The organism is Mycobacterium sp. 134 (assembly GCF_048282715.1).
GTDB lineage: Bacteria > Actinomycetota > Actinomycetes > Mycobacteriales > Mycobacteriaceae > Mycobacterium > Mycobacterium septicum.
Window position 1 is genome coordinate 2,423,441 of sequence record NZ_JBLVUN010000008.1, and the last position, 12,268, is coordinate 2,435,708.

The 12,268-nt window shown below is 65.5% G+C and carries 13 protein-coding genes and 1 tRNA gene; 5 read left to right on the plus strand and 9 right to left on the minus strand.

Annotated elements, in window-relative coordinates; translation table 11 throughout:
* Positions 1–14: 14 nt before the first annotated feature.
* Positions 15–701, plus strand: coding sequence for a TIGR02206 family membrane protein (locus ACNQVK_RS16345; protein ID WP_418030348.1), 687 nt, complete (start codon positions 15–17; stop codon positions 699–701).
* Here the strand turns inward: ACNQVK_RS16345 and ACNQVK_RS16350 are convergent.
* Genes ACNQVK_RS16350 through speB form a run of 3 tightly spaced genes read right to left on the minus strand, consistent with a single transcriptional unit; the run spans position 694 to position 4,742 of the window.
* The gene (locus tag ACNQVK_RS16350; protein ID WP_418030349.1) at positions 694–2,169 is read right to left on the minus strand and encodes a sodium:solute symporter; all 1,476 of its coding nucleotides are present in this window, start codon (positions 2,167–2,169) and stop codon (positions 694–696) included. The two genes, ACNQVK_RS16345 and ACNQVK_RS16350, sit on opposite strands and share 8 nt — an antisense overlap.
* Before the next feature lie 16 nt (positions 2,170–2,185).
* Positions 2,186–3,790, minus strand: a complete 1,605-nt coding sequence (locus ACNQVK_RS16355; RefSeq protein WP_418030350.1) for a thiamine pyrophosphate-binding protein — start codon at positions 3,788–3,790, stop codon at positions 2,186–2,188.
* Positions 3,783–4,742 (minus strand): agmatinase, encoded by a 960-nt coding sequence (gene speB, locus ACNQVK_RS16360; RefSeq protein WP_418030351.1) that lies wholly within the window; start codon positions 4,740–4,742, stop codon positions 3,783–3,785. The genes ACNQVK_RS16355 and speB overlap by 8 nt, the downstream gene beginning before the upstream one ends.
* Before the next feature lie 271 nt (positions 4,743–5,013).
* Between speB and ACNQVK_RS16365 the strand changes: the two genes are divergently transcribed.
* Both ACNQVK_RS16365 and ACNQVK_RS16370 read left to right on the plus strand, forming a co-directional pair.
* The gene (locus tag ACNQVK_RS16365; RefSeq protein ID WP_418030352.1) at positions 5,014–5,919 is read left to right on the plus strand and encodes an Lrp/AsnC family transcriptional regulator; all 906 of its coding nucleotides are present in this window, start codon (positions 5,014–5,016) and stop codon (positions 5,917–5,919) included.
* 22 nt (positions 5,920–5,941) lie between these two features.
* Positions 5,942–6,769, plus strand: coding sequence for a carboxymuconolactone decarboxylase family protein (locus ACNQVK_RS16370; protein ID WP_418030353.1), 828 nt, complete (start codon positions 5,942–5,944; stop codon positions 6,767–6,769).
* Here ACNQVK_RS16370 and ACNQVK_RS16375 read toward each other — a convergent pair.
* From ACNQVK_RS16375 to ACNQVK_RS16385, 3 genes are read right to left on the minus strand one after another with little or no spacing between them, the layout of a single operon-like run.
* Positions 6,766–7,965, minus strand: coding sequence for a serine hydrolase domain-containing protein (locus ACNQVK_RS16375; RefSeq protein ID WP_418030354.1), 1,200 nt, complete (start codon positions 7,963–7,965; stop codon positions 6,766–6,768). The genes ACNQVK_RS16370 and ACNQVK_RS16375 overlap by 4 nt on opposite strands.
* Positions 7,966–7,994: 29 nt before the next feature.
* A complete protein-coding gene (locus ACNQVK_RS16380; RefSeq protein ID WP_418030355.1) occupies positions 7,995–9,014 on the minus strand; it encodes a threonine aldolase family protein in 1,020 nt (339 codons plus the stop codon).
* 17 nt (positions 9,015–9,031) lie between these two features.
* The gene (locus tag ACNQVK_RS16385; protein WP_418030356.1) at positions 9,032–9,412 is read right to left on the minus strand and encodes a phage holin family protein; all 381 of its coding nucleotides are present in this window, start codon (positions 9,410–9,412) and stop codon (positions 9,032–9,034) included.
* A 94-nt stretch (positions 9,413–9,506) separates the two neighbouring features.
* Here ACNQVK_RS16385 and ACNQVK_RS16390 point away from each other — a divergent pair.
* Positions 9,507–9,583, plus strand: a tRNA-Ile gene (locus tag ACNQVK_RS16390).
* A gap of 15 nt (positions 9,584–9,598) precedes the next feature.
* Here ACNQVK_RS16390 and ACNQVK_RS16395 read toward each other — a convergent pair.
* From ACNQVK_RS16395 to ACNQVK_RS16405, 3 genes are read right to left on the minus strand one after another with little or no spacing between them, the layout of a single operon-like run.
* Entirely contained in the window at positions 9,599–10,003 is a 405-nt protein-coding gene (locus ACNQVK_RS16395) for a hypothetical protein (protein WP_418030357.1), read from the minus strand.
* A gap of 39 nt (positions 10,004–10,042) precedes the next feature.
* A complete protein-coding gene (locus ACNQVK_RS16400) occupies positions 10,043–10,492 on the minus strand; it encodes a hypothetical protein (protein WP_418030358.1) in 450 nt (149 codons plus the stop codon).
* 17 nt (positions 10,493–10,509) lie between these two features.
* Positions 10,510–10,788: a hypothetical protein gene (locus tag ACNQVK_RS16405; protein ID WP_418030359.1), complete on the minus strand. Its 279-nt coding sequence runs from the start codon at positions 10,786–10,788 to the stop codon at positions 10,510–10,512.
* A gap of 723 nt (positions 10,789–11,511) precedes the next feature.
* On the opposite strand from ACNQVK_RS16405, the gene ACNQVK_RS16410 reads away from it, so the two are divergent.
* The gene (locus ACNQVK_RS16410) at positions 11,512–12,219 is read left to right on the plus strand and encodes a sensor domain-containing protein (RefSeq protein WP_418030360.1); all 708 of its coding nucleotides are present in this window, start codon (positions 11,512–11,514) and stop codon (positions 12,217–12,219) included.
* Positions 12,220–12,268: the final 49 nt, after the last annotated feature.

The window sequence follows — 12,268 nt, forward strand, 5'->3', positions numbered from 1 at the left end:
CTAGGGAGGCCGATGTGCTGTCGGGGCGGCAATTCACGGCTTACGGTCCGTCGCACTGGGCCGCCATCGCCGTGTTTGTCGTCGGGGCGGTGCTGGTGGTCTGGCTGGGCCGCCGTCAGACCGAACGCCAATCCCGGGTGTTCGGCCGCATCCTCGGCGCACTGACGGCCGCGATCTACGTCGCGATGCTCGCCTACACGCTCATCCCGCCGTCCATCGAACGGTCCGTGCCGTTGCGGTTGACCGACTTGGCGACCGTCGTCGGCGCCTACGCGCTGTGGTCGCAGCGGCACTGGGCGTATGTGCTCACCTACTACTGGGGTCTGGTGCTGAGCACGCAGGCGCTGATCTCGCCGGTGCTCAAGAGCCCGGATTTCCCGCACTACGAGTTCCTGGCGTTCTGGTCGATCCACCTGCTCGTGGTCTGGGCGGCGATCTATCTGACCTGGGGTCGCGGCATGCGCCCCCGTTGGCGTGACTATCGATTCGTGGTGGTGGTGACCACGTTGTGGGCCGGAGTCACCATGGCGTTCAACGGCATTGCAGGTACCAACTATGGGTTCCTCAACGCCAAGCCCGCCACCGCGTCGCTGCTCGATCTGATGGGGCCGTGGCCGGTCTACGTCCTGGTGGCCAGTGCCTTGGTGACTGTGGTGTGGGCGCTCATGACCTGGCCGTGGGAACGGGACGGAGCTAGGTAGCGGCCACCTCGTCGACCTCGGCGGTATCGCGTCCGGCCAGCCGGTCGTCCCACACCTGCAGCACCTCCGTGGACGTGCGGGGAGTCGCCAGGCTGACAACGATGTACGTGATCAGGCTGGAAACCAGGCCGTAGTAGATGGGCTCGTTGGCCAGCACGTCCCCGACGACCGCCATGGTGCCCAGCGTGACGAGCGTGCCGACCGCCATCGCCGCCAGCGCACCGGCACCGGTGGCCCGCTTCCACAGGAACCCGCCGAGGATCGGCACCAGCAAGCCGCCGACGAGGATGTCGTAGGCGATGGTCAGGGCACCGACCACGTCGTTGAGCAGTGCGGCGATGATGATGACGATGACGCCGAGCACCGCAACATAGCGGCGGTCGGAATGCACGTCCACCTCCGGGTTTTCGGCCTCGGCAGGACTGCGCCCCACCAGGCGCAGCAGCAGCGGCTTGATGTCGGTGCGGGCCACCGTGGCGGTCGCGATCAGCGCGCCCGATGCGGTCGACATCATCGCGGCGACGGCCGCGGCGAGCACGATGCCGCTGATCCCGACGGGCAGAATCGCTTCCGCGATCTGGGCGTACACGTCGTCCTTGGCCTTGACGTCGGGCATGAAGGTCGATGCGGCCAAGCCGATCAACGCCCCGGCGATTCCGTACAGCACGCAGTAGAGCGCAGCCGTCGTTCCACCCCATCGGGCGACCTGGGGGGAGCGTGCGGTGAACACCCGCTGCCAGATGTCCTGTCCGATCAGCATTCCGAAGCTGTAGACCACGAAGAACGTGATGATGGTGTCGGTGCCGATCGCGGTCAGGTCGAACACCGCATCACCGGCACGCTCCCGGATGCCGTCGAAGCCGCCGGCCCGGTGCCAGGTGAACGGCAGCAGCAGGAAGAACACGCCGATCGTCTTGAGGACGAACTGAACCATGTCGGTCAGGGTGATGGACCACATGCCGCCGATCGACGAGTACAGCATGACGACCACGCCGCCGATGATCACCGAAAGCGTTCGGCCCGTGCCGAACAGCACGTTGAACACCGTCGCGTAGGCGATGGTCGAGGTGACCGACAGCATCAGCGTGTAGGCGGCCATGACCAGCCCGGAAGCCGAGGTCGCGTCGACTCCGTAGCGCAGGCTCAGCATCTGCGCGACGGTGTAGACGCGAAGGCGCTGAATGGGTCCGGCGAAGAACAGGCTCAGGGCCAGCAGGCCGATGGCGATTGCCACCACCAGCCACATGCCGGAAACCCCCCACTTGTAGCCCAGGCCCACACCGCCGACGGTCGAGGCGCCGCCGAGTACGACGGCCGCCATGGTGCCCGTGTACAACGTGGGCCCGAGGCGTCGGCCCGCGACCAGGAAGTCCGCGGAGTCCTTGGTCCGGGACTTACCCCAGAACCCGAAGGCGAGCATCGCGAGGAGATAGATCACGACGATCGCGATATCGACTGGTTTACCCACGATGTCAATCCTTCGGTCAGAGGTGAGTGGGAGCGAACATCTTCAGCACTGCGGGCAGGACAACCACGGCGGGACCGTCGGTGCCGAATGTGGCGGCCACGATCTCTCCGACGTTGTCGGGCGTGGCGGTGTGGGCCGGGATCCCGAAACTGGCTGCGAGTCGGGCGAAGTCGGGGCGGGCCAGTTCGGTGGCGGTCGCGGTGCCGAACTCGGCCGTCATGTACTCGCGCAGGATGCCGTAGCCGCCGTCGTCGACGATCAGCCAGGTGACGTTGGCGTCGTGCTGACGGGCGGTGGCCAGTTCGGCGATCGAGTACATGCTCCCGCCGTCACCGGACACCGCGAAGGTGCGCCGGCCGGTGGCGATCGCCGCGGCAAGCGCGGCCGGAAACGCGTAACCCAAACCGCCTGCGCCCTGGGCGGAATGGAACCCGCCATCTTGTGGGTCCCACACCGACCAGGCCCAGTAGCCGGCAATCGTCATATCCCAGAAGGTGTCGGTGCCCGAGGGTACGGCGGCCCGGAGGTCGGCCATCAGACGAAGTTCGGTGGCCAGGTCCTGTCCGGCAAGCCGGTCCTGCACGGCTTTTCGCAACTCCGCAGCCTGAGCGGCGCCCGCGGAGTTGTCGCGGGCGTCGACGTGCTCGGTCAATGCCTTCATGGCCTGCGCCGCATCCGCGTGGATGGCGAGCGCGGGGTGGTTGGCCTCCAGCACGCGCGCCTCGGCGTCGATGTGGATGAGCCGGCCCTGCGGGGCGAACGTGAAGTAGTTGCTGGTGACCTCACCCATCGCGGTGCCGACGGCTATCAGTACGTCAGCGTCCTCCAGCATCTCGGTGGTGTAGCGGTCCTCGATCCACGAGGCAGCCGACAGCGGGTGGTCGAAGGCGATGGCGCCTTTGCCGCCGACCGTGGATACCACGGGCGCACCCAGCTTTTCGGCCAGCTCCACCAACGCTTCGGGTCCTCCGGCTGACCGGCGGACACCGCCGCCGGCCAAGATGACCGGTCGCTGAGCGGAATTCAGCAGTGCCGCGGCTTCCCGGATCAACTCGGACCGCGGGCCGCGTTGCGTCGGCGCCACATCGAGCGCGGCCACCGGCGGCACCGTCGTCGGCTCCAACAGGACGTCCTGCGGGATCTCCACCCAGGTCGGCCCGGCGGGCGCTGAGCGTGCCAACGCGTAGGCGTCGGCGATCAAGCTGGGAATCTCGGCAGCGTGGCGCACGGTGGCAACGCTTTTGGTGACGTTGACCGCGCTGGCCTTCTGATCGTCGAGTTGGTGCAGCATGCCGCGGCGCAGGCCCATACCCGATCGCGGTACCTGGCTGGCGATCACGAGCACCGGCACCCCGGTGGCGTAGGCCTCCTGCAGCGCGCCCAGCGCGGTCAACGCACCTGGCCCGGTGGACAGGAACAGCACACCGACCTCGCCCGTGACCCGGCTGTAGCCATCGGCGCCGAACGCGGAGTTGTTCTCCACGCGCGAACTGACGAACGTCAGGTCACTGCGCCGGATGGCGTCGAACAGGCCCAGCGCATTCTGGCCGGGGATGCCGAATACATGCGAGACACCCAGCGCGCTAAGGGTTTCGACGACGAGGTCGCCGCCGTTACGCATCGGGCCCCAAGGCCAGCAGGGACACCAGGTCATAGGCGACGTGGGACGCGGCGACGCCGGTGATCTCGGCATGGTCGTAGGCCGGGGCGACCTCCACGACGTCGGCGCCCACCAGGTTCAGCCCGCGGAACCCGCGCAGGATCTCCAGCAGCTCACGGCTGGTCATGCCGCCGGCCTCGGGGGTGCCGGTGCCGGGGGCGTGGGCCGGGTCGAGCACGTCGATGTCGATCGACACGTAGACGGGCCGGTTCCCGAGCCGCTGCCGGAGCTTGTCGACAACCTCGCGCACGCCTTGGTAATACACGTCGGACGAGGTGACGATGCCGAATCCGAACCGGCGGTCGTCCTCGAGATCCTTCTTGCCGTACAACGGCCCGCGGGTGCCGACGTGCGACAACGCCTCGGTGTCGAGGATGCCTTCTTCGACGGCGCGGCGGAACGGTGTGCCGTGGGTGTACTCGGCGCCGAAGTAGGTGTCCCAGGTGTCCAGGTGGGCATCGAAGTGCACCAGCGCGACCGGGCCGTGCTTGGCGGCGGCCGCGCGCAGCAAGGGCAGCGCGATGGTGTGGTCACCGCCGATGGTCACGAGTTTGGTGCCGTCGGCGGTGAGGTCGCGGGCCGCACCCTCGATGGTCTCGATGGCCTCGTGAATGTTGAAGGGGTTCACCGCGATATCGCCGGCATCGGCGACCTGGATGAGCTCGAACGGGGACACATCCATGGCGGGGTTGTACGGACGCAGCAGGCGTGAGGACTCGCGCACGTGGGTGGGGCCGAACCGGGCGCCCGGCCGGTAGGAGACACCGGAATCGAAGGGCACCCCGGCCACGACGACATCTGCCTTCTGGGAGGCCATGGTCACCTGGTCGAGACGGGGCAGGCGGGCGAAGGTGGCCGGGCCGGCAAAGCGGGGGATCTTCGACGCGTCGACGGGGCCGATCGGGGCGGTCATGCTGTCACTTCCTCTGCGGTTGGGGCGCGTTCGGGTCTGTTGTCACTCGGGGCGAGGACGCATTGCCCGATGTGAATGTGATGTGGGTTACGGTAAACCCGCAGATCAGAGCATGCAATCGATTCGATCGTGACTCAGGCGTAGATAGTTTTGATATGCCTGCTGTATGCGTCATTTGGATCAGAAGAAGCGCCTTATTAGCGATTCGGCGATCTTTTTGCCGGTAGATTTGTGACGAAAATTCTTCGACCGATTTTCAGGCGGTGCCCCGATGGACGAGGTGGACGAGGCGATCATCAGCCTGCTCGAAGGTGATGGGCGGCTGACTCACCGCGATATCGCCCAGCGCGTGGGCTTATCGCGATCGGCGGCGGCGGCCCGGACCCAGCGCCTCATCGACGGCGGGCAGGTCGTGATCCGCGGCGTCGTGCATCCCGCCGTGCTCGGCCGTGGAGCGCTGGCCCATGTGAGCGTGATGGTCGCCGGGCCGGTGGCGCGGATCGCCTCGAGTCTGGCCGAGCGCGTCGACGTCGCGTTCCTGTCGCTGACGAGCGGTGCGTACGGGTTGATCGCCGAGGTGCGGGTCGGGTCGATCCGAGACATCGACGGCGTGATCGCCGAGTTGCGCGAGATGGCAGGGGTCGTGGGTGTCGACACACTCACCTATGTCGAGGTATTGCGCGACGTTGTCGGGCCGGTCGGTGACGTCAGCGTGGAGGTCGACGATCTGGATCTGGCCCTGCTGCGCGCGCTGCAGGATGACGGACGGGCCTCCTATGTGGATCTCGCCGAGACGGTGGGACTTTCACCCGCCGGAGCGCGACGGCGGGTGGTGCGGTTGGTGGAGTCGCAGGTGGTGCGCATCGGTGCCGTGGTCCGCCATTCCGGGCAGGACCGTCAGAGTGCGCTCGGGCTCGGTATCCGGCTGACCGGAGCGGGGGACGAGGTGGTGTCGGCGCTACGGGGCATGCGGTCGGTGATCTTCGTGGCCCGCACGCTCGGCCGGTTCGATCTGCTGGCCACCGTGCGGGCGTTTTCGGCCGCGCAGTTGGTCGAGATCCTCGACGCCATCCGGGCGCTGCCCGGGGTCGGCGTGGTCGACAGCTGGGTCCACCTGGACGTGGTCAAGGAGAGTTATGCCTCCGGTTTGGAGGTGTTGGAATCGGAGCCCAGGTAATCGCACGACGACGCCCGTGTTGATGGATACTGCCGGTGTGTCTGCCGATGTGCTCAGTGAGTTGACCGGCCTGGTCGCGGTATCGCCGCCGCGGCTGGCCGATATCAACGCCGCGGTCCGTGAAGTGTGTGCCTCGACGCTGGGGCTGCCGCCCCTGCCGGCCGAGACCCGCGGCGGTGCCGTCGACCCGCTGGTCACCGAGTTCGCCGAGCAGTTCAGCATCGACGTCACGGGCATCAACACCGCGCAGCGGGCCGCGTTCGCCGATCTTCTCGGGCGGGACGTGTTCACGGTGACGACGCTGATCTATGTGGCCGACTTCGTGCCGCGGATGCGCGCCGGGCTGTCGGCCCTGGACGTGGCCTGGCCCGCCGGCGACGTGGTGTGGGACCACGACACCAACCCGGCGGACTATGTGCTGGACACCTTTGTCCCCGCCGTCGGTCGGCTGCGCGAACTGGACCCGGTGACCTCCGAGATCGTGAGGCTGCGCGGGGCCCGTCAGCACAACTGCCGACTGTGCAAGTCGCTGCGGGAGGCCGCGGCACTGGAGGCCGGTGCCACCGAGTCGGACTATGACGGCATCGACGACTTCGAGAATTCTGACCTGTCCGATCGCCACAAGGCCGCGCTGCGCTACGTCGACGCGCTCATCTGGACCCCGGCCCAGGTGTCCGGTGATGAACTACGCCAACACTTCTCGCAGGACGAGGCCGTCGAGTTGACCCTCGATGTCATGCGCAACGCGTGCAACAAGGTGGCCGTCGCCCTGGGCGCCGACGCGGCGCGCATCGACGAGGGCACCGAGGAGTACCGACTCGGCGCCGACGGGCAGCCGATCTACAGCTAACCCAGGTTCAAACCGGTGTAGATCTGGTCGAGCACCGTGGGCAGCAGTGCGTTGGCCGTGGTCTTGCCCTCCGGTGAGAGCGTCAGGTTGGTCCAGATGACCAGCGCCACATCGTTATCCGGGTCGTACCCGATGAACGAGTTGAACCCGGGAAGTTCGCCGCCGTGGTAGTACATCGCCGCCCGTGGCCCGAAGCGCTGATAGCTGATGCCGTAGCCGTACTGCTGGCCGTCGGGGTGGTCCGGATCTTCGGGGCGCAGGCTGTCGCGCCATCGCTGGGTGAACTGGTCGTCGAAGACCGTGCCGGTGACGAGTGCCCGGATCCAGATCGCCAGGTCGTCGGCGGTGGAGATGGCACCGCCGGCCGCGGTGGCGTACGACGGATTCTGATGGGTGTAATCGATCGGCTGCAGCGTTCCGGCTCGCGCCGCGGCCACCAGATCCGTTGGGTAGGGCTCATCGGCCAACGCGTACAACGTCTTTCCGTACATGTAGCCATGCGAGTAGGGCTCGGGCAGCGACGTGTCGCCGGCAGCCGGCAGCGTGGTGTCGTCCATGCCGAGCGGGCCGAACAAGCGGCGGTTGAACTGCTCGGCCAGCGGTGAGCCGCCGGCTTTCTCCGCCACCAGGCCCAGCAGCGCGTAGTTGGTGTTGCAGTATTCATAGGTGGTGCCCGGCGGCGCATTCGGTGGATGGGCGAACGCGATGGCCAGCAACTGCGCCGGGGTCCAGACCCGGGCCTGGTCCGCGTCGAGCTGGGACGACAGCGCCGGATCGAACGTGTAGCAGTACAACCCGCTGCGCATCGTCAGCAGATCGGCCAAGGTGATGGCGTTGCCGTTGGGTACGTCGAGGACGTACTCCGAGATCGGGTTGTCCAACGTGACCTTGCCGTCCTGCGCCAGCAGCAGGATCAACGCGGACGTCATTGTCTTGGTGTTGGAGGCGATCCGGAAGTGGGTATCGGGTTGCGGAGGCGAGGCCGCGCCCAGTTCGGTGGTGCCGACCTTGGCGATGAACGTGCCCTGCGGGGTCTGCAGCAGCACCAATGCTCCCGGCACCCGTAGCGCGGTGGCGGCGTTCTCCACGACCGTCTGAAAGTTGGCGGCGTCGATGGTCTTGAGGGCAGGCGGCGCCGGCGCTGAACATGCCACGATGGCCAGTGCCGATGCGACGACGAGGCGCGACGCCTTCATCGCTTCATGGTCCCGCGCGGCGCGCCGGTTTACGCCAGCAATTCCAGAACGCCGTCGACTTCGGCCTCGGTGGTCGCCCACGAACAGACGAACCGCACGGTGGGCTTTAGTGGGTCGGGCCGGTGGACGGCGTAACCGGACGAGACCGCGGCGTAGGCGGTGGGGTCGAGGTCGACGAAGATCTCGTTGGCTTCCGTGGGGGAGGCCAGCGTCAGGCCGAGTGCCTGCAAGCCGGTGCTGAGCCGGGTGGCCATCCGGTTGGCATGGGCGGCCGTCTGCAGCCACAGCCCGTCGCGCAGTATCGCCTCGAACTGGGCCGCGATGAAACGCTGCTTGCTGGCAAGCTGGCCAATCTGTTTCTGCACGAAGTGGATTCCGTCGAACAGCTCGGGGCGGCGGACCAGGATCGCGTCGCCCATCAGCATGCCGTTCTTGGTACCGCCGACGGTGACGATGTCGGCATCGGCGATGGCATCTGGGGCGGAGATGTCCAGTGCGGCAATCGCATTGCCGATGCGGGAGCCGTCGATGTGAACGAGCAGATCGAGATCGTGGGCGTGGTCGACGAAGCCCTTGATGACTTGCGGCGTCCAGACGCGGCCGTTCTCGGTGGACTGGGTGATGGTGACGATGCGCGGCTGCGAGTGATGCACCGGCCCGCGGCGTACCACGTGAACGTCGAGCACTGCCGGGTCGATCAGGCCGTTGTCACTGGGCAGCTTCGTCACCGGAGCGCCGGAGAGCCGGACCGGGCCGCCGGCCTCGTCGACCAGTGAGTGTGCGATATCGCTGCACAGGATCTCCTGCCACGGCCGCACCGCGGAGGCGAGCGCGATGATGTTGGCCGCCGTCCCGGTGAGCGCGAACAGCACCTCGGCGCCGGGGGAGTCGAACGCCGTCTTGATGGCCTCGGCCGCACGCTGCGTGACGGGATCGTTGCCGTAGGACGCGACGGCGCCGTCGTTGGCCGCGACGATCGCGTCGATCACCTTCGGGTGTGCGGGCGCGGCATTGTCCGAGGCGAACGCATGAGAAGGCACGTCCGCCATGATCCCACCGACGAGCTCTACTTCGAGGCGACCTTCTTCTTGACGAACAGCGCAGGCAACACCACCGTCGCTACGGCCGTGACCAGCCAGACCACCACCGTGGCGGCGATCCAGGAGCCGATGCCGCGAATGGTGAGGCCGTGGGTGAGCACCGAGGCCAGGATCAGCGCGGCCAGGGTGGAGATCAGCCCGATGCCGCCCAGGAACGCCGACGCGTAGCGGCTGGCCATCTTGAGGAAGAACGGCGACAGGATCGCCTGCGCGACGGCAAAGATCACCACCGCGGTGACGAAGCCCCATGCCGACACCGAGACCCCGGGAACCAGCCACGCGGCGACGAGTAAGCCGATGGCCGATGAGCCCAGGAAGATCGCGATGCGCAGCAGAAAGCGGATCATGGGGTGAGCGTAGCCGCGACAAGCCTGCCTGCGGCCCCTCATTGGCGTCTGTGCCTGCGGCGTGTGCGACCATATTGCGGCGCAGATGCGCCCGGGGGCGGTAGCTCAGTTGGTTAGAGCCGGGGACTCATAATCCCTTGGTCGCGGGTTCGAGCCCCGCCCGCCCCACCATCGAGTTGGCCGTGATCATTTGGGATCTATCAGTACGTTGACCTCACGCGCTGCTGACGGCCTGTCCGCAAAGATCTGGAGATGGATCGTTTCACCGAGCTCAAAGGGGCACTTGGCGATGGTGTCTTCTGAATTTCCTACCGCGAGATATCCACTGTCGAGGGTCAATTCGCCCGAATAGATGCGCTCACACAGAGAGTGTTCGGACGTTCCCTTGTAAATCCTCACTCGAATGTCGGTGTCGCTGTCAATTGCTTCATCCGAGGTTATGGTCTTCACCAGCACAGAATGGTCCGTGTAGGTGCACGGCGACTCGCCAGACTCCGCACCGTCGGAAGTGTCGAAATCCTCAATATGGACCCGGTGGTAGTCGGGAAACACTTCCGCCTCCAGAATCAACACGTTCTGCGGGTCTGGCACTATGTCTATCCTTTTGGCTTGAGGGCAACGCTCATCGGGTCACTCGACGTCATCGAGCAGGATGTTGATATCTGTTGCGTCGCTGGCCGGGACTCCGGGAATCGTGGTACGTGCGTAGACGTGGAGCGGGACCCGTCCTGTCCGGTTGATCGGGACTTTGCGGCGATCCTCGGCGGTATCCAATATTTCGCCGATTGCCAGGTTCGGCTCGGTGAAGGTCAGGGTGCCGTCGAAGGCCAGGTCACCGAGTCCTGCAGGATCAGAGCCTCGATAAACCCGCACGGCGACATCACGTCCCAGGTCGTCGGCCGTATCGGCGGTCATGGTGAGGATGAGCAGAGTGTGCTCACTTGCGGTGGCCAAGGCTTCGCCGCGCGTTGGCGGATTGTCGGGCAACACGCTCTCGCCAGCATCTCCGATGACGATCGTGCCGTGATCGGGGAAGACTGATAGTTCGGCGATCAGCTTATTTGACGGTGCTGTGCTCATGGCGGCTCACAATCTGATTAGTTCGATCCCTTATTTCGTTTGCGCTTCTTATGGCGGCTGCTCTGCTTCTTCTTTTTCGTTCTTTTCTTCTCGCTCTTCTTGCCGCGCTGCTTCTTGGAACCTGACTTGCGGTCTTTCTTCCCTGCCTTGTCGGCGCCCCGTTGGCTGCTGCTGTTGGAGCGGTCGCTCGTCCTGTGGGATCGGACGCCATCCGTGGCCTGGCTGCGTGCCGCGTCCGTAAAGTTATTGGGTTGTTGCACCCACCGCCGAGTCTCCGAACGCGGCAACTGCGCCATCGGCGAACCCTTCGACCGCTGATGCCGCTGTCACCGCCACGCCACCGTCGGGCTGCTGCGGAGTGGGTGCGATCAGGTGCAGCCCGCTGACCGTAATGGCCACAGCGCACAAGACGGCGAGCCAACGTGCAGTCCAACTCAGCCGGAAGCTTTGCCGATCTGGATGAAGAAAATTTGCCCCACTAGACAGATCGCTCCCACTGTTCCTCATGTGACCCCCGATCAGCAAACTATTGATAAGGTCAGTAACGCCCGCCCATCCTGCCTCGGGACTCTAAGCCGACGGTGATTGACTCGTCAATTACCAGTTAATTGAAGCGAAAGTATCGTGATGAGGGTCAATATCTTCGCCGAGCGAACAGGAACCCCGAGGCCAGGTCGAAAGCATTCAGCAACATCGTCGGCAAAGCTGAAGGGCGCGGTGGTTTGGATCAAGTGTGGTTTGCTAAATCTGGAAGGTGCATGGCTGACGGCAACCGTGCATCGTGTGCGATGTGGGGAATGCAGAGCTGCGTGCTCGCAGGAGATCTCATGGCGGACACGGCCCGTCACCGTAAGGAGACCCCGTGGTTGATGGTGTTTCGATAACGGTTTCGGAAAGTCTTTGACCTTTACGACAAATGTTCTGCGCTGAGTACGCCTTCGCTGTTTCCCTGGATACATCCATTACGGGTCGACACCACCCTGGCTCGATGTGGCGGCGCAGAAATGGGGGAACTACGAATGCGCACAGCGACCACCGTGATCACCATTGCTGCTGCTTGCGCCCTTGCCGCGGGCTGCGGTCAGTCAACGGAACAAGCGGCCGAGAATACCCCGACCACCCCGATGATCACGTCGTTTCCCCCGACGCCGCTGAGACAGAAAACGCTGCCCCGATTGCTGCTTTCGCCCGAACAGATCAACGCGGCCATGGCCGCGGGGGGAATGACCGTCACGGGTACCGACTCTCGAATGTCCGATGACAGCGGGACGATGGCGCCCCGTGAGTGCCTCGCGATCGACGGTGCCGCGCAGGCGCCCGTCTATGCCGACAGTGGATTCACCGATGAGCAAGAGGTGTCGCTGAGCGAACCGGACGTCCTCGCTCACTATGCCAAGCAGGCGGTGGTTCGATTCGCCGACTCTGAACAGGCCAAGGCCTTCTACAACTTCTCGGTACAGCAGTGGCCGTCGTGCAAGCACTACACCCACACGCAGACCGGCACTCTGTGGGACGTGGGACCCATCTCGACCGACGGCGGTGTGCTGAGCACGGTGGCAACCCAGTCCAACGCCCAGGCGGGCGGTTGGGCATGTGGTCGGGCGTTGACCGCGAACAACAACATCGTGGTCGACGTCAATACCTGCAGCGCCAACCCGGCCGATTCGGCTGCCAAGATCGTCAAGCAGATCTCCGCACGCATCGATGCGCCACCGATAATCTCGTAGGCCTGCCCTACGAATGCTGTGGCGAGTGTGTAGGTTTCGCCGCCGATCC